The following is a 22,121-nucleotide window of genomic DNA, read 5'->3' on the forward strand; positions in this document are numbered from 1 at the left end:
GCCATATCGACGAGTTCAGCAGCATGACGGGCGCCGCGGACTGGGTGATCTGGAATGGCTCGGTGGGGATCGTCGACACGGTCCGGCTCGGCGCCATTGTCGAAGGTGCAACGGGCCGGCTCGCGCAGCTCGCGCCGCCCTACGACGCCGTCGGGCCGTTCAGCTTCGACGAGCTGGAGACGCAGGGCCGGGTCGTGTTCGGTGCCTGCCTCGTCATGTCACAACGACGCTGGCGACAGGATCAGGATGCGTTGCGCATCGAGGCGCGGGCCGCGCGTCGCGCCCTGTGGGATCGGCTCGCACGCGACCGGAACGACGACGCCTTTCGCGCGGTCCTCGAGCTGCCCCTGCAGGGCACGCTGACGGCTACGCACATCAAGGATGCGTTCCGCCGGCTGGCCAAGACCGCACATCCCGACGCCGGCGGCAGCAATGACCTTTATCGGCGCATTTCCGAAGCGCGCGATGCGCTGCTGGCACAGTTGGGCTGAAGATCGCTGGCGATGAAGCGGCCGACAGCCACGAAATGGGCTGAGTGAGCCAAGAGCGGGATCCAAGCCGGCGCCCGCGCCGGCCGGACGCTTTCGTGCGACTGGCCGTCAGACGGACGTCGCGTTGCCGCAAGATGGGGCGCACGGGCCCGGTGGTGCGCGCGTGACGACGCGCAACTCCAGGCTATCCCGTGGCCATCAGCCGCTTCATGAACTGGTCGACCTCGCGACGCAGCGTCTCGACCTCGCCATGGACCCGCTCGGAGGCATTGTTGACCCGCGACGCGATCCGGCCGGTGTCGGCGGCAGCACTGCTGATCGCGCCGACGTCGGACGCGACCCGTGACGTGCCGGACGAGGCTTCCTGAACATTGTGCGCGATGTTCTGCGTCGCAGCCGCTTGCTGGTCGACCGCGGCCGAGATGGTGGACGCGATCTCGTCGATCTCGGCGATCGTCCGCGCGATCGCCTCGACCGCCGCGACTGACGTCGAGGTCGAGTGCTGCATCTCGTTGACCTTGGCGCTGATCTCCTCGGTCGCCTTGGCGGTCTGGTCGGCGAGACTCTTGACCTCGGCCGCAACGACGGAAAAGCCGCGCCCGGCATCGCCGGCCCGCGCCGCCTCGATCGACGCATTCAGCGCCAGGAGGTTGGTCTGTTCAGCGATCTCGCTGATCAGCTTGACCACGTCACCGATCCGGACCGCCGCATCGGCAAGCTCGCGGATCTCGCCGCCGGCACGGTTGGCCTCACCGACCGCACGCCCCGCGCTTTCGGTGGAGCGTGAGACCTGCCGGCCGATTTCGGCGATCGAGGACGCGAGCTGATCCGCCGCGCCCGCCGCCGTCTGCACATTGGACGACGCGCGCCCCGAAGCCGCGATCACATCCTCGGTGCGGCGGCTGGTTTCCGTCGCGGCCGTCGCGACGTGGCCGGCGTCGGACTCGAGATCCCCCGCCGCGCCGACGAGGCTGACGACGATCTGATCGAGCTGCGTGCCGAACTGCCGTGCCAGACCCGCAATGTCGACCACCCGGCGGCCGAGGCCGTCGGTGCCCTGGTTGATGATCGCCGCCGAGCGGCGGAATGCGCCAGGCAGGCCCCGCACCATGATCTTGCGGAAATGCTTGCCGCGGCTGGCATAGTCCATCGACGCCGACGCCTCGCGCACGAAGGCGTCGGTGATGTCGAGCATGTCGTTGATCGATTTCTGCAACAGACCTATGTCGCCGTGCTGGCGCCGGCTCAGCAGCCGCGGCTCGAGATTGCCCTTGGCTGCGCTGTGACAGACCTTGGCCGCCTCCGCGATCACGGCAGATGCCACCCGCAGTTGCCACAAGCCAAGGCCGAGCAGCAGCGCAACAGCGATGAGCAGCGCTCCGCCTGCGGCGGGCGGGGTCGCGCCGGCGACGACGAGCCAGGCCAGCCCGCCGAGTGCCAGCAGCGCCGCGGCCGCGATCGCGATCTGGGCCTTAGAGAGAGAGCACGAACTCATCATATTCAACGCCTTGTTGTTTGATCGCCGAGACCATCATGTCAAAGCTTGCGCGCAGGCCGTCCTTGGCATTGGCGTGGCGCGCCTCCTCGTCGCACAACGTCTTGTAGATCGGCTTGAGGCTCTCGATCGGCCCACGCTCGGGTCTGCGGCGGTTGGAATGGTAGCCGATGATATTGCCCTGGTCGTCCAGCGTCGGCGTCACATGGGCGAGCACCCAATAATGGCTGCCGTCCTTGGCCAGGTTGACGACATAGGCGAAGATCTCGCGCTTGGCCTCCAGCGTGTCCCACAGCAGCTTGAAGACGCATCGCGGCATCTCGGGATGGCGGATCAGGCTGTGAGGCGCTCCCAGGAGCTCGTCATAGCTGTACCTGGCCATGCGAACGAAGACGTCGTTGGCGTAGGTGATGCGTCCCTTGCGGTCGGTCTTCGAGACGATCAGGTCTTCTTCGCCGAGCATGTGCTCGATGCCGGTCGGTTTCACAATGTGGGCCATGGCTGGTCCTCCTTGCGGTCATCACGATGCGGGGCGGACAGACGGGATGGCCCGGCCCGTACGGCCGGTCCGGTCGACGCGCGGGCACAACCGGCGCCGCCCGGCGTGCGGCCAGGTGTCGCCAGGACCCCATCGGCCGGCTTTCGCCGGGCCCAGGAGAAGGCTGTCCGCCTCCCGGCCTCAATCTGACGTTAACTGTGAAACATCGCGTTAACTGGGAGCCCCCGCCAGAATACAGGTGGCGCCCGCGGCGGGGACGGGGCGCGCCGGCTCGATGGCCGGCGATCGGTGCGGACCGCTGGCCGGAGGATCGCGTCGGCCGTCGCCTTGTTGGAAGATGTGGCACAAGGACCAGGAGGTGCGTACGTGACGCCCCGCAACCTCATGAGACGCGCACGGGCCGGTCGGGGCGCTCATGCCCGACCGGCCCGGCGCCCCCTGCCTCAGAAGAAGCCGAGCTTCTTCGGGCTATAGCTGACCAGCATGTTCTTGGTCTGCTGGTAGTGGTCGAGCATCACCTTGTGGGTCTCGCGTCCGACGCCGGACTGCTTGTAGCCGCCGAATGCCGCATGCGCCGGGTAGGCGTGATAGCAGTTGGTCCAGACGCGCCCCGCCTGGATGTTGCGGCCGAAGCGGTAGCAGGTGTTGGCGTCGCGGCTCCACACGCCGGCACCCAGGCCGTAGAGCGTGTCGTTGGCGATCGCCAGCGCCTCGTCCTCGGTCTTGAAGGTCGTGACCGAGACCACGGGTCCGAAGATCTCCTCCTGGAACACGCGCATCTTGTTGTGCCCCTTGAACACCGTCGGCTTGACGTAGTAGCCGCCGGCGAGATCGCCGCCGAGCACATTGCGCTCGCCGCCGATCAGGAGCTGCGCGCCCTCCTGCTTGCCGATGTCGATGTAGGACAGGATTTTGGACATCTGCTCGGAGGAGGCCTGCGCGCCGATCATCGTCGCCGGATCGAGCGGGCTGCCCTGCACGATCGCCCCGACGCGCTGCAGCGCGCGCTCCATGAAGCGCTCGTAGATCGACTCGTGAATGAGCGCGCGGCTCGGGCAGGTGCAGACCTCGCCCTGGTTGAGCGCGAACATCACGAAGCCTTCGATCGCCTTGTCGAGAAAGTCGTCATCTTCGGCGCAGACGTCCTTGAAGAAGATGTTCGGCGACTTGCCGCCGAGCTCCAGCGTCACCGGGATCAGGTTCTGCGAGGCGTATTGCATGATCAGGCGCCCCGTCGAGGTCTCGCCGGTGAAGGCGATCTTGGCGATGCGGTTCGACGACGCCAGCGGCTTGCCGGCTTCGAGGCCGAAGCCGTTGACGACGTTGAGCACACCCGGCGGCAGCAGGTCGCCGACGATTTCCATCAGCACCAGGATCGAGGCCGGCGTCTGCTCGGCCGGCTTGAGCACGACGCAATTGCCGGCGGCGAGCGCCGGCGCGAGCTTCCACGCCGCCATCAGGATCGGGAAATTCCACGGAATGATCTGGCCGACGACACCGAGCGGCTCGTGGAAGTGATAGGCGATGGTGTCGTGGTCGATCTCGGCGATCGAGCCTTCCTGGGCGCGGATCACGCCGGCGAAATAACGGAAGTGATCGATGGCGAGCGGGATGTCGGCGGCGGTGGTCTCGCGGATCGGCTTGCCGTTGTCCCAGGTCTCGGCGAGCGCGAGCTTGTCGAGATTGGCCTCCATGCGGTCGGCGATCCTGTTGAGGACCATCGCGCGTTCGGTCACGCTGGTACGGGCCCAGCCGTCCTTGGCGGCATGCGCGGCGTCGAGCGCGGCCTCGATGTCGGACGCATCGGAGCGCGCGATCTGGCACACCGGCTGGCCGGTGATCGGCGAAATGTTGTCGAAATATTTGCCGGCGTTGGGGGCCTTCCAGGCGCCGCCGATGAAGTTGTCGTAACGCGCAGCGAAAGGCGGCTTGAGCGCCGCATTGACGTCAACCTTGGTCATCTCTCTCTCCCATTCACGCCGATGCACACGGCGTTGCAGGGAGGCTCGATCAAACCGGCACGACAGACCAGAGGCTGAAACGAGCGCGTCCGAACAAGTGTCGCAGTTCTGCGACATGTTGGCTGCGATTCGACAGTCGCGGCGCGTTCATCGCTCGAGCCCGAGCCGCTTCATCTTCCGGTGCAGGGTGGCGCGCGACATGTCGAGCTCCTTCGCCGCCTTCGAGACGTTGCCGCCGGCGCGCGCCAGCGCGCGCTTCAGCACCGCGCGCTCGGCGGCGTCGATGTCGTCGCCACCGGTGGTCGTGTCCTTGATCAGGTCGCCGGCCGGCACCGGGCGCGCCAGCGCGGACGGAGACAGGTTGAGCGCCCGCCGCGCCGCCCGTGTGGCACCGATGACGAGGTCGTTGCGATCGACCGCCAGCAGCGAGTTGATCTCGCGCTCGCTGTCCGGCGTCAGCACGATGCGGGCGTGTGGAAAGGCCTGGCGGAAATTCTCCGCCTCGATCAGCCGCGCGGCATCCGCGACGGTGGTCGCGATCAGCCGACTGAAGCCTTCGGTCAGATCGGCACGGCAGGAGGAGACGTCGAGCGCGGCCTTGAGCTGGCCATGCTCGTCGAAGATCGGCGCCGTGGTACAGAACAGGCGCGCGTTGCGCGACAGGTAGTGCTGGTCGCGGTCGATGGTCAGCGGCCGCTTCTCGACCAGGCAGGTGCCGATCGCGTTGGTGCCCTCGTGCCGCTCGCTCCACACCGCGCCGGTCCACAGGCCCCAGGATTCGAAGGTGGCGTCGTCGCCGCGCGCGCCGCGGCGCTCGAGCACGGTGCCCTCGGCATCGGCCAGCAGCACCGAGCAGCCGACGCCCCCGACCGCCAGGAACAGCCGGTCGAGGCTCGCTTGCGCGATCGCGAGCAGCCGCCCGAGCCGGGCGCGCGCATCAGCGATCTCGGCGGCCGTCAGCCGGGCCGGCAGCTTCGGGGTGGCAGGATCGAGCGCATGCAGATGGCCGGAGCGGCGCCATGATGCCGCCAGCGCCGAGACCGCCGGCGCGCCTCTGTCGGCTCTGTGATCGGCCTTGCCGTCAGCGTCAGCCTTCGCATCCCCCTTGGCCAAAGCCTCCAGGATGCGATCCGAATGGGCATTCCCGGGCGAACGCCCCATGTCCCTCCTCCCGGCTTTCCTGCCGCGATTGGCGCAGCTTATAATCAGATTAGCGCAACTACAGCACCGCCGTTTGACCGGCGTCAAGGAACGGGGAGCTGGAGCGCCCCCTCGGAGGTCGGAAAGTTCCTGACCTCGGCGCGCGCCAGCTGAGCGCCGGTCGACAAAAGCGAAAGGCCGCCTGGACGATCCAGGCGGCCTCAATCGTGTTGAATGGATGCGTCCGCCGCTGATCTCAGCGGCCGCCGCGCGACAGCATCTCGAAGCGGTAGTTGACGCCGATCATCGCCGTGTGGAGCTGGGTCTTCTGGCTGACGACGTTCGGCCCGCCGGTGATCGCGGCGGCGCCCGGCAGCGCGCCGGTCACGGTGCCGAAATCGGCGTAATCATATTCGGCGAAGGCCGACCAGTTGCGGGCGAACATCCACTCGACGCCGGCACCGACCGTCCAGCCGCTGCGGTTGAACGCCACGCTGGCGGACTGTCCGGTGGCGGTGTTGACGACCGAGACGTTGGTCCGCGTCCACGCCGCGCCACCGCGCACATAGGCCAGGATCTCAGGCGTCACAAGATAGCCTGCACGCACGGTGGCGGTGTAGAGGTTGCTGGTCCGTGTGTTCATCGTCAGCGCCGGTCCGAGCGGGCTCGACGCGTTGATGATGCCGAGATCGGCCATCGCCTGGATGCCGACCACGAAGCGGTCCATCTGGTAGTCGCAACCGAGCTGCAGGCCGCCGACGACGTCGCTGCCATTGCTGGAGATGGCGGTCGGAATCTGCACGGCCGCGACGGGCAGCGGCGCCACGTTGCCGCCGCCGGCCACCGGCGGCGGATTCTGCGCCGGCGGATTGCCATTGTTGCCCTGTGGCGGCGGGTTCGGCTGACCGCCGCCATTGTTCGGCGGCGGATTCTTCGGCGGCCAGGGCTTGTCCGGATGATGCGGCCATCCGCCATGATGGTAATTGCCGCCCTGCTGCTGCCAATGATCCTTGTCGGGCTGCTTGTCGCCATAGCCGCCCTTGCCGTCGTCATTGTCGTGCGGCTTGCCGCCCCAGCCGTAGCCGCCATGCTTGTCGTCGTTCCGGTCGTCCGGCTTCATCCAGGCGTAGCTGTCACGCTCGCTCTTCATCGGCTGCTTCGACCAGCCGAAACCAAGCGGCTTGTCGGTGCCGTCGTCCTTCTTCCCACCCCAGCCGGAAGCCGGCTTGTCGTGATCGTCCTGCCGATCACGGTGCAGCCAAGCCGATCGGTCGGAGTAACCGCTCGAATGCAGCTGCGACCAGCCGCTCGACTTGCCATGGTCGTCGTCGTGAGGCTTGTCGAACCAGCCGCTGCCATATTTGACGTCGTTGTAATTGTCGTCCTTGTTCTTGGATGGAGCCGACGGCCAGGAAGACTTGTTGTCGCCGCCTTTCGATCCAACCTGTGGCCAATGATGACCACCGTCGTGATCGGGCTTGTAGGACGGCTTGTCGTTCGGCCAGCCGTGATCCTTGTCGCCATGATACTGCTTGCCGGGCTGCCACCAGCCCTTGTCGTTGCGCTCGCAGATCGGAGGCTTGCCCGGCGGCTTATGCGGCGGCGGCTTCCATCCGCCGTTGTTCCCGCCGGGGTTGTTCGGCGGCGGCGGGTTCGGCGCGGGGTTTGCAACCACAGGCGGCTTGACCACCGGCGGGTTGTTTGCGTTGCCGACGGGCTGCTGCACGGGCTGAACCGGCGCGGCGGCGGCATTGGCGACCTGGCTCCACGTCTGCTGCTGACGCGACCAGGCCATCCCGGCGTTCGCGCCGGCATGGCAGCCACTCCACCTGTAGGCGAAGACGTCGGGCGGCGGGAGCGGGGGAGGCAAGGCGAGATCAGTCGCCCAGACCGATGTCGTACTTCCTGCGAAAGTAGATAGGCAAAGGCATACGCCAAATACGCGACGCATCGAACTCACAACTCCTGAACACGTGCCGCAACAAACGGCGGCCGCATCAGGAGGGTGAGATTGTGTCGCGAACTGAATTGAAAAATGTCATTCGGAAGGAATGCAGATCGCGACGCCGACGCGATCGAAATTCGGCTTTGACTGTTGCACGCAAGATGCAGGATTCTGGCAAAATGAAGCAGCGCGCGACACGATTGCGACAAACGGCGCGAGACGCGATGCCGCAGCGGCTCATGAGTTCGTAGTAGACGAACGTCCGCACCGAACTCACAGCAAGCGCAGAGCGCGCTCGGCGGCATGCGTCCTGATCGCGCGCACCTCGCGATCGTCGGCCTTCACATCAACCACACGCTCCGATTGCACTACAGCGAAGTGGGCGGCACTTGGTCTGTGCGGTCGCCTTCGCCGTCGACGCGCCGACGCTCGGCTGTCGATGCGCGTCGACAAGTCCTGCCCTTGGTTTCGCCGCTATTGCGCAGCCCGCGCGACTTCATCGATCGGAAGAGAAAGCGGCAAAGGCCGCCGCAATCGCACCGAATGGGGCGGACCCTCGTCGACGTCGCGGCAATTGATCGGAGCAGCGCGCCGCGAAACATCCATGATTGCGGCCTGATGTAGCGCGGCGGCGCGCGGCAGATTTCGTGTCATGCCATAGGCATCACGGATTGCGCCGCGAGAACGAGATGGCATAGGCGCCGTTGCGGATGTCGATCATCGGATCGTCGGAGGCCTCGATGCCGTCGGTGAGCTGGCCCGGCAGGAACAGCAGCTTCTTCTGCGCGGCGTCACTGTCTTCGACCGCCTTGTCGATCGTCAGCTCGCCGAGCTCGACCAGCTTGCGATCGTCGGGCCAGGCCTTTGCCGGGTCCTTGGTGTCGTCGCCGGCCGCGGCGAGCTGCGCCTTGAAGCGGAACGTCACCGGCCCCTGCTTCAGCCGCGCCGGCAGCTCGGCCATCAGGAAGTCCGGCGCGCGTTTCGCCGCGTCCTCCTTGTCGATATGCACGACCTTCTCCGGCAGCATCTGCCAGCGCACCGCCTGCTTCTCGCCGGCCTTGTTGACGAGGACGAAGGCGTTGACGCCGAAATAGGCCTCGTCGGCAAGACTGTCCGGCGTCGCGATGGTGCCGAGCGCCGCCGGCACCGAGGGATGGCTGGCGATGAACTGCTCGAGCCTGGTCGGCTTGGCCGCACTCGGTCCGGAGTCCGCGATCGCCAGGAACAAATCGCGTAACTCCGCCCCCGTCGAGACAGGGAAGAATTTCAGCGAGTTGATCACGAGGTCCATGTCGCTGCCGTCGGCGAGATGAAACTTCACGGCCATGCCGTGCGGATTGGCGTCGCCGGAGCCGTCCGGCAGGTTCGGCACGCCAGTGGAGTCCGAGAACCGCACCGTGACCGGAACCTCGCCGCCGCTGAACAGCGACGCCTTGCTCAAGGTCGCCGCCTCGGCCGACGGCTTGAACTTGCCCTCGACGACGACGCCCTTGGCGTGATTGGCGCGAAAGCCGGCGTGCACGCCGAACACCTTGTTCATCGCATTGACGAGCTGCTCCTCGACCGGCGGCTCCTGCGCGAGGGCAGCGGCCGGCAACGCGAGGGCAATCCCGGCCAGCGCGGCAACGAGTGTGCGTGTCGTCATGAGCGGCGTCCTCCTTGTATGAGGGATGCAGCATAGCAGCATGAATTGACGCGCGAGCGACTTTCGAGCGCGGCCGATGGGCGCCCCTCACCGCATGATCCACCTTGCCGTCTGACAGGAGCCATTACGCCCCGTCACCCGCTCCTTGCGGCGAGATGGCGAATGTCTCTATTGTAGTCGCGCGTGTCCGGTCTGCCTCCCTCCGCGGTGCGGATCGGGGGATCGTGCCCCCTCCGACCCTGACGCCGGACGGCGCGCCCACGACGGAGTTTCGACTGTGTCCGCACCGGAAAGCTTCCCCATCGACAGGATCCACGTCCCCGACAAGAAGCGCAAGGCGCTGAGGCAGGACGCGGTCGACGCGCTGGCCGAAAGCATTTTGGAGGCCGGCCAGCGCGAGCCGATCCTCGTCCGCCGCGACAAGGACCATTTTGTCCTGGTCGAAGGTCTGCACCGCCTCGAAGCCTGCAAGGCCCTCGGCGAAAGCGCCATCATGGGTCTGCTGATCTCCGCCGAGGAAGCCCGCCAGCGCGAGCTGCCACCGCCGCCGGTCGATCCGGAGCGCGAGAAGATGGAGCGGCTGCGCAAGCTGCGGCTGGAGAAGGAGGAAGCGGAGAAGCTCGCAACGGCCCCGAGAGGCGTCTCGGGCGCCCATGCCGCGACGCGCCCGCGCGGGCCGACCGAGACGACGAACCGGAGCAACAGGACTGCCACCGCGAAGCCATCGCGCCCCGGACAAGGATCGTCGCCCCGGACCTTGTCGGATTGGATCAAGCAACAAGAGCGCAGCGGCGGGCGATACTGACGGTTTCAACGCGCGAGTGCCCCCCGGCCGCGGTCTGATTGAGCGGCAGTCCGTCTGGCGGATCAGCGCAGCGTGATCCGCCGCCTCGCGTCGCAGTTCAGCCCAGTCACGTCCATCCCCGCACATGCGCGCAGCAGCGCTGGACCCCGGCCCGCGCAGGGGCAGTTTGACGCGCCTCTCGCGGCGATCCGTGGGGAACGCGCCCTGCGGCCACACGTTGCCGACACTCGCGGGAGCGAAATCCGCAAAGCCGGCGCGGCGTTGGCGTGCAGCCAAGCCGACCCGCGTCCTTCAACCGGCACAACCCAGCCTCGACAATGAATTGGAGCCCCTGATGCGAGCAACCATCGTTGCACTCTCCGCCATCCTTCTCGTCAGCTCCGTCGGAGCCTCGGCGGCGCCGATGGCCGTCGCGGCAGATGAGGGCGAAGCGGCTGCTTCTCCGATGCGCCTTGCGCAGCGGGATCACGGCAACGGAGACGGTCGCTGGCAGCACGAGCAAAGACGTCACGGCTATCGCGGCCACGACGGACGGCGTCACGGTCCTCCTGCCGGCTGGCACCGCTATCGCTTCCGCCCGCACGACCAGCACCGCCGGGGCTGCATGCAGATCGGACCGGCCTGGTTCTGCCCGTAGGCGCCGCGTGTCCGTCCCGCACGTTGCTCCGCGGAGGACAGTGCTGGACGGGCTAGGCAACTCCGATCACGCCCGTCCGACTCAGCGCGATGCGACGGGCGCGGCAAGCACTGCGAGCATGCCAATGGCAGCGACGTTGGCCGCCACGTCCCTCCGTCGCAGCCGCCTTCGGCTGAAAGAGCCTATTCTCGGAGCTGTCGCCGCGTTCGCGGCGCAAATGGCGCGGCCGACTGGACGGCGGCGAGGTCGCGATCGCCGGCAGGCGCATCTTCATCCCTCCGCCCGCCCCGCCGTTAGCACGTCTTTAGGCGATGTCCGCCTTCATCAGGTCGCGCAGCGCTTTCGGTATCGGCTGCGCCCTGCCGCCGCTGATGAACGCGACTCTCACGTCGGCCTTGACGAGCACCTCCTCGCCGCGCCTGACCTCCTGCGCCAGCGTGATCGACGCCCCCTTCACCGCCACGGGCCAGGTGACGACGTCGAGCACGTCGTCCATACGGGCTGGCCGCAGGAAGTCGAGCGTCATCGAGCGCACCACGAAGGCGAAACCCGGGGCTTCGCTTGCCGCCTCCGCGAACAGCGCGTGCTGCTCGGCGCCCATCAGCCTCAGGTGATTGGTACGGCCGCGCTCCATGAAACGAAGGTAGTTGGCGTGGTAGACGATGCCTGAGAAATCCGTGTCCTCGTAGTAGACGCGGACCTGCATGTGGTGGCGGCCGTCGCGGATCTCGCCGTCGAGATGGTGATGGGTCAAGGGACGCCCTCGATAGCCGGAAATGGCGATCGTTTCGCCCAGTTCAACGGCCAGCGCAAGAGCAGGCTAGGACGTCACCTCGACGGGTTCCCTGCCGACGGTGACCAGCACGATTTCCGGCGGCATGCCGATCCGGACTGGCATGATGCTGCAGCCGAGGCCGCCGGAGACGATCACGTCGCATTGGGTGCGGATGTGGCCGTAGGCCAGATTGACGCCATTGCGCGCGGGAACGGCCGGCGACCAGCCGAGCAGGCGGATCTGGCCACCATGCGTATGCCCCGACAGTTGCAGCGCCACGCGCGGCGGCACCCGAAGCGCGACGTCGGGCTCGTGCGCCAGCAGAATGACCGGGGCGCTGTCCGTCACCTTGCGCAGCGTCCCTGCGAGATCATCGATGCCGATCCGCGGCATCGGCCGGAAGCGGCGCGCCGGCATGTAGGCCAACTGATCGCCGAGGCCGGCAAGCCAGAAGGCATGGCCGTTCTTCGTGAGACGCACGACGTCGTTCTCGTAGACGGGAATGCCGGCGGCCTCGAGCGCCTTCTGGGCATACGGCGCGCCGCGGCCGTCGCGCTGCACGGTTCGATCATCCCAATAATCATGATTGCCCAGGATGGCGTGCACGCCCAGCGGCGCCTTCAGGCCGCCGAGCACCGGCGCCCAGGCGGCGGCGTCGATGCGTCCGATGTGATGACGATGACCGGCGACGTAGTCGCCGAGCAGGACGATCATATCCGGCTGCAGCGCGTTGGCACGCTGCACAATCCCGTCGATATGCACCAGCGACATCCAAGGATCGCAGGCATGGATATCGGCGATGGCCGCGATCTTCAGTCTCAGCCCAGCGGGCCAGTTGTGCGGATGGACGTGATAGTCGGTGACGCCGAGACGGAGCGGCTCGACGCCGACGCCATAGGTCGCAGTCGAAAAACCGGTCGCGGCAAGACCGCCTGAGAATGACAGAAAGCGACGGCGTGACAGCATCGATAAACTCCTCGCAGCTGCTCCCTTCTCCCTGATCATTGCAACCGATTTCGGGTGCGTCTGTGCAGATTGTCAGCAGTTTCGTTAATCATCGTCCTCATTGCCGAACAGGCCGAACTGGCTGGGATCGCGGTTCGGCTCGGCCAGGCCGAGATGCTTGAACGCGTGCGTGGTCAGCAGCCGGCCGCGCGGCGTGCGCTGCAGATAGCCGCATTGGATCAGATAGGGCTCGATGATGTCCTCGATCGCGTCGCGCGGCTCCGACAGCGCCGCCGCCATGGTCTCGACGCCGACCGGGCCGCCGCCGTAGTTCAGCGCGATGGTCGAGAGATAGCGCCGGTCCATCGCGTCCAGCCCGGCGGCATCGACCTCCAGCGCGCTCAGCGCGTGATCGGCGATGGCGCGATCGATCGCGTCCGCGTTTGCCGCCGAGGCGAAGTCACGCACACGGCGCAGCAGCCGGCCGGCGATGCGCGGGGTGCCGCGGGCGCGCCGCGCGATCTCGTTGGCGCCGTCCGCGGTCATGCCGACCCCGAGCACGCGGGCACCGCGCGTGACGATGCCTTCGAGCTCCTCGACGGTGTAGAAGTTCAGGCGGATCGGGATGCCGAAGCGGTCACGCAACGGATTGGTCAGCAGGCCCGCGCGGGTGGTGGCGCCGACCAGGGTGAACTTCGACAGATCGATCTTCACCGACCGCGCGGCCGGTCCCTCGCCGATGATGAGGTCGAGCTGGAAGTCCTCCATCGCGGGATAGAGCACCTCCTCGACCGCCGGGCTGAGACGATGGATCTCGTCGATGAACAGCACGTCGCGCTCTTCGAGATTGGTCAGCAGCGCCGCGAGATCGCCGGCCTTGGCGATGACCGGACCCGAGGTAGCGCGGAAGCCGACACCTAGCTCGCGCGCCACGATCTGCGCCAAGGTCGTCTTGCCGAGGCCGGGCGGGCCGACGAACAGCACATGGTCGAGCGCCTCGCCGCGCTTGCGCGCCGCCTCGATGAAGATCGACAGATTGGCGCGCGCCTGCTGCTGGCCGACGAACTCCGACAGCTGCTGCGGACGCAGCGCGGTGTCGCCGACATCATCGGAGCGCCGCTCCGGACTGACCATGCGCGCAGGCGGCTTCATTCGTTGCCGCGCCTGTACTTGTTCGGCAGCAGCTCGCCGATGGTCACCGCCGCAGGCCCCTTGCCGTTCGACGGCACGATGACGCGCGCCTTGGCATCATAGTCGTGGATCAGCTCGCGGCAGGTGCCGCAGGGCGAGACCACGGCGACCTCGCCGGGCTCGCCGGGCTTGGGATGGCGCACCGCGACGATGGTCTCGATGCCGTGGTCGCCGTGCTCCGTGATGGCGCGGCCGATCGCGATGGCCTCGGCGCAGACGGCGTTGCGGCCGAGATAGGCATCGATGTTGACGCCCGTGATGATGCGGCCGTCGCGCGTGCGCATGGCTGCGCCGACCTCCTGCCAATCGTTGCGATAGCGGCTCTTCACCGCTGATGCGGCCGCCTCGATCAGCTCCTTGTCCTTCTTGCTCACCATGGTGAAGATCGTTGTCCTTCTGCTCGCCCGGTGCGGCGACCTACTTCGCCAGCTCCTTGAGGCCGAGGCGGATGAGTTGGGCGGTCTCGGCCTTGTCGCCGGCCGTACGCGAGGCGGCGGCGATGGCGGCGGCCGCCTGCGGCTGGCCGTAGCCGAGATTGATGAGCGCCGAAATCGCGTCCGCAATCGGCTGCGGCGCGCGGGACTCCTCGATCGCGCCGGACAGCCGGACCACGCCGGGATCGACATCGGCGAACGCCGGCGCCTTGTCCTTCAGCTCGGTCACGATGCGCTCGGCGACCTTCGGACCGACGCCCGGCGTGCGCGCCACCGCGGCCTTGTCGCGCAGCGCAATGGCGTTGGCGAGATCGGCCGGCGGCAGAGTGCCGAGGACGGCGAGCGCGACCTTGGCGCCGACGCCCTGCACAGTCTGCAAAAGGCGAAACCATTCCCGTTCGACATCCGAGCGAAAACCGAACAGCTTGATCTGGTCCTCGCGCACATAGGTCTCGATCGACAATGTGGCGGCTTCACCGGGCGACGGCAAGGCCTGCAAGGTGCGCGCCGAGCAGTGCACCTGGTAGCCGACGCCGCCGACATCGAGGATGACGAAGTCCTCGGCATAGGAGTCGATCAGCCCCTTCAGCTTGCCGATCATAGCCCGGCCACCTTCATGCGCAGCGCCTGGCCCTGGCGGTGATGGGCATGGGTGATCGCAATCGCGAGCGCGTCCGCCGCGTCGGCCGACGGCGGCTCGGCCTTCGGCAGCAGGATCTTCAGCATCACCGCGATCTGGCCCTTGTCGGCGTGCCCGGCGCCGACCACGGTCTTCTTGACCTGGTTGGGGGCGTATTCGGCGACCGAAATTCCGAACATCGCTGGCGCCAGCATCGCGATGCCGCGAGCCTGGCCGAGCTTCAGGGTGGCGACGCCGTCCTTGTTGACGAAGGTCTGCTCGACCGCGGCCTCCAGCGGCTGGAAGTCATTCAGGACCTTGGCGAGACCCTCGTGGATGGCGAGAAGTCTGTTCGCCAGCGGCAGGTCGTCGGGCGGCTCGACCGAGCCGCAGCCGACATAGATCAGGCGGTTGCCCTCGCTCTCGATCACGCCCCAGCCGGTGCGGCGGAGGCCAGGATCGATCCCGATGATGCGGACGGCTGCGCGAATCGGCTGGGCTTTCATGGGTTCAGAGATAGCCTTGCGCCGCACCGATGGAAACATAAACGGAACGCACGAACGACGTGGTCAAGCGTCCGTCAACCGCCCATCTTCGCCATCAGCGCGTCCGAAATCTCGAAATTGGCGTAGACGTTCTGGACGTCGTCGTGCTCGTTCAGGAGGTCCATCAGCTTCAACAGCTTCTCGCCGGTCTCGTCGTCGACCGCCACCGTGTTCTGCGGCTTCCAGGTCAACGCCGCCTTGCGCGGCTCGCCGAACTTGGCCTCGAGGTTCTTGGCGACTTCGTGGAAACTGTCCGGCGAGGCATAGACCTCGTGGCCGCCCTCGCCCGAGATCACGTCATCCGCGCCGGCCTCGATCGCGGCGTCCAGCACCGCGTCGTCAGAGGCGACGCTGCGGTCGAACTCGATGATCCCGACGCGGTCGAACATGAACGAGACCGACCCCGTTTCGCCGAGATTGCCGCCGGACTTGGTGAAATAGGAGCGAATGTCGGAGGCGGCGCGGTTGCGGTTGTCGGTCAGCGCCTCGACGATGACGGCGACGCCGCCCGGGCCATAGCCCTCGTAGCGGATCTCGGCATAATTGTCGCCCTCGCCGCCGAGCGCCTTCTTGATGGCCCGCTCGATATTGTCCTTGGGCATGTTCTCGGCCCGGGCGGCGACCACGGCGGCGCGCAGCCGCGGGTTCATCGCCGGGTCGGGCGTGCCGAGCTTGGCGGCGACGGTGATTTCGCGCGCCAGCTTGCCGAACAGCTTGGACTTCATCGCATCCTGCCGGCCCTTGCGATGCATGATGTTCTTGAATTGGGAATGGCCGGCCATGCGAGGTCTCTTGCAATCGTAGGGGATCAATGGGGGAAGCGCGGCCTTATAGGCCGGGAATCGGCAAAATCAAAGATTTGAGGTGGATTCTGCGGTGGCTGCCCCCTTCGGGAAGCCGGCCGGGTGCCCTGCAGCATAAGCCAATGTTAACCATGGCTTCACAGTCAAGTGCAACGATCCCGCCCCTCTGCACCGTTTCACCCGCACCGGGGCCCACCCCATGGCGTTTGGTTTCTTTGCAAGACGACCCTCTGCGCCCGATCCGGCAGCCGAACCGAACCCGGTGGCCGCGCCGGAGCCGCCGACGTCGTCGGATGCCGATTCGGCCAAGGCCATCCTCGACCTGCTGGAGCTGGAACTCGGCGGCATGATTCGCCAGCTCGAGCGCGCCGCCGATGCGGTCGCCAGCGGCGCCGAGGCGACGGCGGGAACGCTGACGGACATTCGCCAGCGCGCCGATGCGCTGAGCGGGCGCAGCAGCGCCGCGCAAGGAACGGCGGCGACGTTCGCCCACGCCGCGGAGAAGGTGACCCAGTCCGCCCACGGTATCCGTGCCCAGGTCCAGGACGCCGGCCAGCTCGCCGACCAGGCCAGCGCCGCCGCCACGGAAGCCCAGGCCAACGTCGACCGCCTGCGCGAATCCTCGGCGGCGATCGGCAACGTCGTCAACCTGATCTCCCAGATCGCGCGCCAGACCACCCTGCTCGCGCTCAACTCGACCATCGAGGCCGCCCGCGCCGGCGAGGCCGGCCGCGGCTTCGCGGTGGTCGCGACCGAGGTCAAGGCCCTCGCCGTGCAGACCCAGAACGCGACCGAGGAGATCACGCGCAAGATCGAGGCACTGCAGAAGGACGCCGCCGGCTCGGCCGACGCCGTCCACCGCATCGCCCAGGCGATCGAGGCGATCCGCCCCGTCTTCACCAACGTCAACGGCGCCGTCGCCGAACAGAACCAGACCACCGGCGAGATGTCGAACAATGCGGCCCAGGCCTCGCAGTTCATATCCTCGGTGGTCGACAGCGCCGCCGACATCGGCAGCGCCACCCAGCAGGCCGAGAGCTATGGCGAGCGCGTCACGAACGCCGGGCGCGCCGTGACCATGTACGCCCAGAAGCTGAAGGCGCGCTGCGCCGTGCTGCTGCGGCAGGGCGATCGGCCCGTGCGCAGCGGCAGCGAGCGTCTGCCCTGTCACCTCAAGCTCGAGATCAAGTCGGGCGCACGTACGATCGATGCGCCGGTCTATGAGATTTCCAACGACGGCCTTCTGATCACCGGCCCAGATGCCAGCCGCCTGCCCGTGAACGAGCGTCTCGACGCCGTGCTGGAGGACGTCGGTCCGTGCCGCCTGCGCGTCACCGAGCAGGTCAAGGCCGGCGCCCAGGCGCGGTTCGATGCGCCAAGTGCCGAACTGCGCGAGAAGATCGAGGACAAGCTCTGGGCGCTGCACGAGGAGAACAACGAGTTCGTCACCCGCGCCATGGAAGCCGGCACCGAGCTGAACCGGATGTTCGAGAGCGCCGTCGCGCGCGGCGAGGTCACGATCGAGGACATGTTCGACACCAACTATGTCGAGATCCCCGGCACCAATCCGCAGCAACATCGCAGCCGGATCCTCGACTGGGCCGAGCGCGCGCTGCCTGCGTTCCAGGAGGCCTTCCTGGCCAAGGACCAGCGCTTGGCGTTCTGCGTCGCGATCGACCGCAACGGCTATCTGCCGGTGCACAACAAGATCTATTCGCATCCGCAGCGGCCGGGCGATGTCGCCTTCAATACCGCCAACAGCCGCAACCGCCGCATCTTCAACGATCCGGCCGGGCTCGCGGCCGGGCGCAACCAGCGGCCCTATCTGATCCAGAGCTACGCGCGCGACATGGGCAACGGCAACACCATCATGATGCGCGAAATCGACGTACCGATCCGCGTCCGCGGCCGGCACTGGGGCGGCTTCCGCACCGCCTACAAATTGTGAGCCAAGCGACGATTTTCTGATCCTATCAAGCCCGGGAGTCTGGACATGTCGGTCGCGCAACGCGCCATTCTGGAAAGTCACGACGCGCGCACCGGCGCCGAGCGGCTGATCGACGAGATCGCCGACCGCATCGGCGGCCTTGGCGTCGAGCTCGCCGACGTCGCCGGCAACGTCCAGGAGGTCGCCAACCGCGTCAGCTACCAGTCGCAGCGGTTCGGGCATCTGCAGGCCACGGCCAAGACCATGGTCGCGGCCAATCACGACATCGCCACCGCCTCGCAGGCGGTGCAATCGGCCACGACCGCCGCGGTCGGCGACATCACCCAGTCGCGCAACGTGGTCGACACCGCGGTGCGGCACATCGCCGAACTGGTCGAGTCCGTCGAGCGCATCGAGCAGCGGCTCGGCTCGGTCGGCGATGCGCTGTCGCAGGTCGCCAAGGTCTCGGTGGCGATCGAGGCGATCGCCAAGCAGACCAACCTGCTGGCGCTGAACGCCACCATCGAGGCCGCGCGCGCCGGCAGCGCCGGCCGCGGCTTCGCTGTCGTCGCGAGCGAGGTGAAGTCGCTCGCCGAGGCGACGCGCCAAGCCACCCAGGAGATCGGCGATACCCTGCGTGGGCTCGACTCGCAGGTGAAGAGCCTGCTCGGCGAGAGCGGCCAGGCCTCGTCGCGCGCCAAGACAGCGGGTGAAGGCGCCCAGCAGATCGGCGGCATCATCGTCCGCGTCCAGGACGGCTTCACCAGCGTCGGCCAGGAGATCGACGGCGTGGCGAAGGCCGCGACCTCCAACCTCGCGCATTGCGACGCCGTGATCAGCGAGCTCAACGAGCTCGCCAAGGGCGTCGACCAGTCCTCGGTCGAGCTCAAGCAGGCCGACAGCCGCATCGCCAAGCTGCTCGATCATTCCGAGGCGCTGATCGGGCTGATCGCCGAAAGCGGCGTACAGACCACGGACGCGCCGCTGATCAAGACCGTCGTCGACACCGCCCGGCAGATCTCGGCGACCTTCGAGGCGGCGATCGATCGCGGCGAGATCACGCTCGCCGACCTGATGGACGAGACCTATCGCGAGATCCCCGGCACCAATCCCAAGCAGTACATGACGCGCTACGTCGAGTTCACCGACCGCGTGCTGCCCGCGATCCAGGACCCGATCCAGGGCAGCGACCCGCGCATCGTGTTCTGCGTCGCCTGGGCGCGCGGCGGCTATCTGCCGACGCACAATCCGAACTACCGCAGGCCGCAGGGGCCCGATCCGGTCTGGAACAACGCCAACTGCCGCAACCGCCGGCTGTTCGACGACCGCGCGGTGAAGAAGGTCGCCGCCGCCAGCAACAAGCCGTTTCTGCTCCAGACCTACCGCCGCGACATGGGCGGCGGGCAGTTCGTGCTGATGAAGGACCTGTCCGCGCCGATCGTCATCAAGGGGCGGCATTGGGGCGCGTTCCGGATGGGCTTTCGCCTCAAGGCCTGACGCAGCCTCTCATCCTCCCCAGAACGCCGGCCTCGTCTGCGACAGCCGGCCGCCGATCCGCACCGGCGCGACCTTGATCGCAAGCCCGGTGCCGTTGTCGGTCTCGACCGCCACCCCGCTCAACGTCGCCTCGCCCGTCGCCGGCTCGAACCGCGCCGACGGGATGCCCGACTGGAAGCGCCGCAACGGCTCGTCCTTCTGCATGCCGATGATGGAATCGTAATCGCCGGTCATGCCGGCATCGGTCATGTAGGCAGTGCCGCCGGGCAGGATCTGGTGATCGGCCGTTGGCACATGCGTATGGGTGCCAACGACGAGGCTGGCGCGGCCGTCGCAGAAATAGCCCATGCCCTGCTTCTCGCTGGAGGCCTCGCAATGCACGTCGACCACAACAGCATCCGCCGCCTCGCGCAGCGGGCAGGCGCCGAGCTCGCGGCCGACAGCCGCGAACGGATCATCGAACGGCGTCATGAACACGCGACCGAGCACGTTGACCACCAGCGCGCGGGCGCCGTTCTTGGCATCGATCAGCGCGGCGCCACGGCCGGGCGTGCCCGCCGGATAGTTCGCGGGGCGCACCAGGCGCGGCGCGCGCTCGATGAACACCAGCGCCTCGCGCTGATCCCAGGAGTGGTTGCCGAGCGTGACCGCGTCGGCGCCGGCATCGACCAGCTCCTGATAGATCGCCTCGGTGATGCCGAACCCGCCGGCCGCGTTCTCGCCATTGATGATGACGAGATCGAGCGCCCAATCGCGGATCAAGCCCGGAAGGTGGTCCGAGACGGCGCTGCGGCCGGCCCGGCCGACGACGTCGCCGACGAAGAGAATTCGCAATTCAATTGCTCCGGAAATCCAAGGTCTCGCGCTCGGTTAGCACATAATCCAGCGCCGCGTCGTGGGCCAAGGCCGGGATGGCCTCGGTTTCCTGCACGGCAAAGCCGAGCCCGACGCCGATGAGATGATGTGTCTTCCGCAAGTGCGAGAAGGTGTAGTCGTAGTAGCCGCCGCCATAGCCGATGCGGTGGCCGGTGCGGTCGAAGGCGGCGAGCGGGACCAGCATCACGTCCGGCACCAGCTCGGCCGCGACCGGCGACGGCTCGGGGATGCCGAGCGAGCCCAATGTCAGCCGATCGCCCGGCGACCACGCCCGGAAGGAGAGCGAATGGCCGCGCGCCAGGATGACCGGCAGCGCCAGCCGCGCGCCCTTCGTCGCCAGCACGCGCATCAGCGGCACCGGATCGAGCTCGTTGCGAATCGGCGCATAGCCCGAGACCACCTGGCCCGGCTCCAGCGCGAAGGGCAGCCCTCGCACCGCGATGGCCTCCGCCGCGGCGCTGCGCGCCTCGTCGCTCAGCGCATCGCGCGCGGCCAGGGCTGCAGCCCGCAGCTGCTGCTTGGTGTGCTGGACGGCCTTCATCGGCATGCGGCGGGACCTCCGTCAAGAGCGCGCGGACGCGGGCACTCCAACGTTCTCAGAAACGCAGCAGGTCGGCAATCGAAGGGGCAGAGGAGAGATACAAAGAGGAGAGAGACAAGCGCGAAGCCGCAATCGCCGTTGAAACGCTCGATCCCGGAGTTCCCTACGAAAGTAGGTGGGCACCATATGTCCAGGTCCACGGACCTGGCCAGGGACAGTTCCCTAAAGGATCGATAAGGCCCCGGGGATATGTTGGTTCCGGACGCGCGTCGCAGCCTCGCCGGCGCAATGTAACCATGGCGGGGTGATTTTGCCAGCGGTGCCGACGGATTGGGACGGGACGCCGTCGCCCATCCTCGGTGTCGTCGCTCGGCTTGCCGCCTTCGCTGAAGCTCAAGCGCGCCCCGCGTGCCCGTGGCCGCGTCGAAGCCGCAGGCGAAGAAGGGGCCGGGCGCCCTAGTACGCCGTGACGGCAGTGGCTCAGCCGAGAGGCCGCGGCGTACTGGATCGCCCGCCTGCGCGCGCGACGACAGCGGTGGGGTGGCGGCAGCCGGGCTGATCCCTGCTGAGCCGATTGCCGCGGGGCCTTTCATTCCAGTGCAGATCACGGTGGATTCGGCGTCGGCCATGGCTTCGACTCCTCGCGGCGCGTAGCGTCCGAGCTGTTGAACTTCGATCGCCCTCCGTGAACAGAGGGCACAGGGAAGGCCGGGCGTCGGCTGACGCCCGTGGCCCGCCTGCTCAAAAAATGCAGGCGGCAGGTACCACAGGTGCAGCCGGAAACACCCGGCCTTCCCTGCGCGACGGTTGGAACGGCTGCTTCGCGATCTCCCTGGTGCGCCGGGCTTGTTGGCCACCATGCTCCGCGCGACGCCTCAAGCGTCGTCGCAAAGGGAACACCAGCATCGGGGTGTCAGGACCACGCGACTTGACCGTACGTGCATCGCCATTCGTCCGCGCGATGTGACTCACGCTGCGGCAATCCACGCCCATCGCATCCCACTGCCAACGTCTCGTGACGGTCGCGACACGCCCCTCATGCGGCAGCAGGACGAGCGGAAGCATCCGCCTGATTTGCCCGACGAGACAAGTGACGCAGCCTGCGACATCGTAACGCGACGGGCAGTTTGCGCAGGGCGCGTATGCGCGGATTGCCCGTCGTGCGGCAGAGGAAAGCAGTTGGCGGAGAGGCATCCATCCGGCGAGGGTGCGAGACGCAACCAAATAGCGGCGGGCTTGGCGACGGCGGAGGTCATCGCGCCTCTTCAATCCCAATCGTCATCCACATCAATGCCAGCCATCCCTCTCATCTCCGGCATTGCCGTCATCATCACCGCCCTCCTCGCCGCA

The 22,121-nt window shown here is 67.4% G+C and carries 20 protein-coding genes and 1 other RNA gene; 5 read left to right on the forward strand and 16 right to left on the reverse strand.

Features of this window, described 5'->3' with window-relative positions:
- Positions 1-23: 23 nt before the first annotated feature.
- On the forward strand, positions 24-491 hold the full coding sequence (locus ACQR1D_RS21780; RefSeq protein WP_434838620.1) for a J domain-containing protein: 468 nt from the start codon (positions 24-26) through the stop codon (positions 489-491).
- Positions 492-675: 184 nt separating this feature from the next.
- Here ACQR1D_RS21780 and ACQR1D_RS21785 read toward each other — a convergent pair whose 3' ends face one another.
- The 6 genes from ACQR1D_RS21785 to ACQR1D_RS21810 all read right to left on the reverse strand — a co-directional run bounded on the left by ACQR1D_RS21785 (position 676) and on the right by ACQR1D_RS21810 (position 9,176).
- Positions 676-1,986: a methyl-accepting chemotaxis protein gene (locus tag ACQR1D_RS21785; RefSeq protein ID WP_434838674.1), complete on the reverse strand. Its 1,311-nt coding sequence runs from the start codon at positions 1,984-1,986 to the stop codon at positions 676-678.
- Entirely contained in the window at positions 1,964-2,485 is a 522-nt protein-coding gene (locus ACQR1D_RS21790) for a PAS domain-containing protein (protein WP_434838619.1), read from the reverse strand. The genes ACQR1D_RS21785 and ACQR1D_RS21790 overlap by 23 nt, the downstream gene beginning before the upstream one ends.
- Positions 2,486-2,928: 443 nt before the next feature.
- Positions 2,929-4,446 (reverse strand): aldehyde dehydrogenase, encoded by a 1,518-nt coding sequence (gene adh, locus ACQR1D_RS21795; RefSeq protein WP_315804808.1) that lies wholly within the window; start codon positions 4,444-4,446, stop codon positions 2,929-2,931.
- 147 nt (positions 4,447-4,593) lie between these two features.
- A complete protein-coding gene (locus tag ACQR1D_RS21800) occupies positions 4,594-5,607 on the reverse strand; it encodes a helix-turn-helix domain-containing protein (protein WP_316238123.1) in 1,014 nt (337 codons plus the stop codon).
- A gap of 235 nt (positions 5,608-5,842) precedes the next feature.
- Positions 5,843-7,381, reverse strand: a complete 1,539-nt coding sequence (locus ACQR1D_RS21805) for an outer membrane protein (protein ID WP_434838618.1) — start codon at positions 7,379-7,381, stop codon at positions 5,843-5,845.
- 814 nt (positions 7,382-8,195) lie between these two features.
- Positions 8,196-9,176, reverse strand: coding sequence for a catalase family peroxidase (locus tag ACQR1D_RS21810; RefSeq protein ID WP_434838617.1), 981 nt, complete (start codon positions 9,174-9,176; stop codon positions 8,196-8,198).
- Between the two features lie 277 nt (positions 9,177-9,453).
- Here ACQR1D_RS21810 and ACQR1D_RS21815 point away from each other — a divergent pair, with 277 nt between their 5' ends.
- Both ACQR1D_RS21815 and ACQR1D_RS21820 read left to right on the forward strand, forming a co-directional pair.
- Entirely contained in the window at positions 9,454-9,981 is a 528-nt protein-coding gene (locus ACQR1D_RS21815) for a ParB N-terminal domain-containing protein (protein ID WP_315804803.1), read from the forward strand.
- Between the two features lie 334 nt (positions 9,982-10,315).
- Positions 10,316-10,618, forward strand: coding sequence for a hypothetical protein (locus tag ACQR1D_RS21820; RefSeq protein ID WP_434886746.1), 303 nt, complete (start codon positions 10,316-10,318; stop codon positions 10,616-10,618).
- 304 nt (positions 10,619-10,922) lie between these two features.
- Here the strand turns inward: ACQR1D_RS21820 and ybgC are convergent, their stop codons facing one another.
- From ybgC to ACQR1D_RS21855, 7 genes are all read right to left on the reverse strand, one after another.
- Positions 10,923-11,372: a tol-pal system-associated acyl-CoA thioesterase gene (gene ybgC / locus ACQR1D_RS21825; RefSeq protein WP_316216520.1), complete on the reverse strand. Its 450-nt coding sequence runs from the start codon at positions 11,370-11,372 to the stop codon at positions 10,923-10,925.
- Between the two features lie 66 nt (positions 11,373-11,438).
- On the reverse strand, positions 11,439-12,359 hold the full coding sequence (locus tag ACQR1D_RS21830) for a metallophosphoesterase (RefSeq protein WP_434838616.1): 921 nt from the start codon (positions 12,357-12,359) through the stop codon (positions 11,439-11,441).
- Between the two features lie 84 nt (positions 12,360-12,443).
- Positions 12,444-13,490, reverse strand: coding sequence for a Holliday junction branch migration DNA helicase RuvB (ruvB, locus tag ACQR1D_RS21835; RefSeq protein ID WP_315804799.1), 1,047 nt, complete (start codon positions 13,488-13,490; stop codon positions 12,444-12,446).
- A complete protein-coding gene (locus tag ACQR1D_RS21840) occupies positions 13,487-13,906 on the reverse strand; it encodes a cytidine deaminase (RefSeq protein WP_015664393.1) in 420 nt (139 codons plus the stop codon). Before ACQR1D_RS21840 ends, ruvB begins: the two co-directional genes overlap by 4 nt.
- 40 nt (positions 13,907-13,946) lie before the next feature.
- Complete coding sequence (gene ruvA, locus ACQR1D_RS21845) at positions 13,947-14,564, reverse strand: Holliday junction branch migration protein RuvA (protein ID WP_315804797.1); 618 nt, start codon at positions 14,562-14,564, stop codon at positions 13,947-13,949.
- A complete protein-coding gene (gene ruvC / locus ACQR1D_RS21850) occupies positions 14,561-15,088 on the reverse strand; it encodes a crossover junction endodeoxyribonuclease RuvC (RefSeq protein WP_012046730.1) in 528 nt (175 codons plus the stop codon). Before ruvC ends, ruvA begins: the two co-directional genes overlap by 4 nt.
- Before the next feature lie 74 nt (positions 15,089-15,162).
- Positions 15,163-15,909: a YebC/PmpR family DNA-binding transcriptional regulator gene (locus ACQR1D_RS21855; RefSeq protein WP_315804796.1), complete on the reverse strand. Its 747-nt coding sequence runs from the start codon at positions 15,907-15,909 to the stop codon at positions 15,163-15,165.
- Positions 15,910-16,129: 220 nt separating this feature from the next.
- Between ACQR1D_RS21855 and ACQR1D_RS21860 the strand changes: the two genes are divergently transcribed.
- Both ACQR1D_RS21860 and ACQR1D_RS21865 read left to right on the forward strand, forming a co-directional pair.
- Positions 16,130-17,878, forward strand: a complete 1,749-nt coding sequence (locus tag ACQR1D_RS21860; protein WP_434838615.1) for a methyl-accepting chemotaxis protein — start codon at positions 16,130-16,132, stop codon at positions 17,876-17,878.
- 45 nt (positions 17,879-17,923) lie between these two features.
- Positions 17,924-19,354, forward strand: coding sequence for a methyl-accepting chemotaxis protein (locus ACQR1D_RS21865; protein ID WP_316177348.1), 1,431 nt, complete (start codon positions 17,924-17,926; stop codon positions 19,352-19,354).
- Positions 19,355-19,363: 9 nt separating this feature from the next.
- Here the strand turns inward: ACQR1D_RS21865 and ACQR1D_RS21870 are convergent, their stop codons facing one another.
- From ACQR1D_RS21870 to ssrS, 3 genes are all read right to left on the reverse strand, one after another.
- Positions 19,364-20,188 carry a TIGR00282 family metallophosphoesterase gene (locus ACQR1D_RS21870; RefSeq protein ID WP_434838614.1) on the reverse strand — a complete coding sequence of 275 codons (825 nt, stop codon included), beginning with the start codon at positions 20,186-20,188 and terminating at the stop codon, positions 19,364-19,366.
- Between the two features lies 1 nt (position 20,189).
- On the reverse strand, positions 20,190-20,771 hold the full coding sequence (locus ACQR1D_RS21875; protein ID WP_434838673.1) for a 5-formyltetrahydrofolate cyclo-ligase: 582 nt from the start codon (positions 20,769-20,771) through the stop codon (positions 20,190-20,192).
- 119 nt (positions 20,772-20,890) lie between these two features.
- Positions 20,891-21,052, reverse strand: a non-coding RNA gene (ssrS, locus tag ACQR1D_RS21880) — 6S RNA.
- Positions 21,053-22,121 lie beyond the last annotated feature (1,069 nt).

The sequence above is a fragment of the Bradyrhizobium sp. HKCCYLRH2047 genome, from assembly GCF_051168175.1.
In the GTDB taxonomy this organism is placed as follows: domain Bacteria; phylum Pseudomonadota; class Alphaproteobacteria; order Rhizobiales; family Xanthobacteraceae; genus Bradyrhizobium.

What these genes read in the sequence shown, in the direction of transcription:
- ruvC (WP_012046730.1), bottom strand. Translation starts at nt 15,088, where the DNA reads ATGAAAGCCCAGCCGATTCGCGCAGCCGTCCGCATCATCGGGATCGAT.
- adh (WP_315804808.1), bottom strand. Translation starts at nt 4,446, where the DNA reads ATGACCAAGGTTGACGTCAATGCGGCGCTCAAGCCGCCTTTCGCTGCG.
- ruvB (WP_315804799.1), bottom strand. Translation starts at nt 13,490, where the DNA reads ATGAAGCCGCCTGCGCGCATGGTCAGTCCGGAGCGGCGCTCCGATGAT.
- ACQR1D_RS21820 (WP_434886746.1), top strand. Translation starts at nt 10,316, where the DNA reads ATGCGAGCAACCATCGTTGCACTCTCCGCCATCCTTCTCGTCAGCTCC.
- ACQR1D_RS21800 (WP_316238123.1), bottom strand. Translation starts at nt 5,607, where the DNA reads ATGGGGCGTTCGCCCGGGAATGCCCATTCGGATCGCATCCTGGAGGCT.
- ACQR1D_RS21805 (WP_434838618.1), bottom strand. Translation starts at nt 7,381, where the DNA reads ATGGCCTGGTCGCGTCAGCAGCAGACGTGGAGCCAGGTCGCCAATGCC.
- ACQR1D_RS21875 (WP_434838673.1), bottom strand. Translation starts at nt 20,771, where the DNA reads ATGAAGGCCGTCCAGCACACCAAGCAGCAGCTGCGGGCTGCAGCCCTG.
- ACQR1D_RS21780 (WP_434838620.1), top strand. Translation starts at nt 24, where the DNA reads ATGACGGGCGCCGCGGACTGGGTGATCTGGAATGGCTCGGTGGGGATC.
- ACQR1D_RS21840 (WP_015664393.1), bottom strand. Translation starts at nt 13,906, where the DNA reads ATGGTGAGCAAGAAGGACAAGGAGCTGATCGAGGCGGCCGCATCAGCG.
- ACQR1D_RS21865 (WP_316177348.1), top strand. Translation starts at nt 17,924, where the DNA reads ATGTCGGTCGCGCAACGCGCCATTCTGGAAAGTCACGACGCGCGCACC.
- ruvA (WP_315804797.1), bottom strand. Translation starts at nt 14,564, where the DNA reads ATGATCGGCAAGCTGAAGGGGCTGATCGACTCCTATGCCGAGGACTTC.
- ACQR1D_RS21855 (WP_315804796.1), bottom strand. Translation starts at nt 15,909, where the DNA reads ATGGCCGGCCATTCCCAATTCAAGAACATCATGCATCGCAAGGGCCGG.
- ACQR1D_RS21785 (WP_434838674.1), bottom strand. Translation starts at nt 1,986, where the DNA reads ATGAGTTCGTGCTCTCTCTCTAAGGCCCAGATCGCGATCGCGGCCGCG.
- ACQR1D_RS21790 (WP_434838619.1), bottom strand. Translation starts at nt 2,485, where the DNA reads ATGGCCCACATTGTGAAACCGACCGGCATCGAGCACATGCTCGGCGAA.
- ACQR1D_RS21860 (WP_434838615.1), top strand. Translation starts at nt 16,130, where the DNA reads ATGGCGTTTGGTTTCTTTGCAAGACGACCCTCTGCGCCCGATCCGGCA.
- ACQR1D_RS21810 (WP_434838617.1), bottom strand. Translation starts at nt 9,176, where the DNA reads ATGACGACACGCACACTCGTTGCCGCGCTGGCCGGGATTGCCCTCGCG.
- ACQR1D_RS21830 (WP_434838616.1), bottom strand. Translation starts at nt 12,359, where the DNA reads ATGCTGTCACGCCGTCGCTTTCTGTCATTCTCAGGCGGTCTTGCCGCG.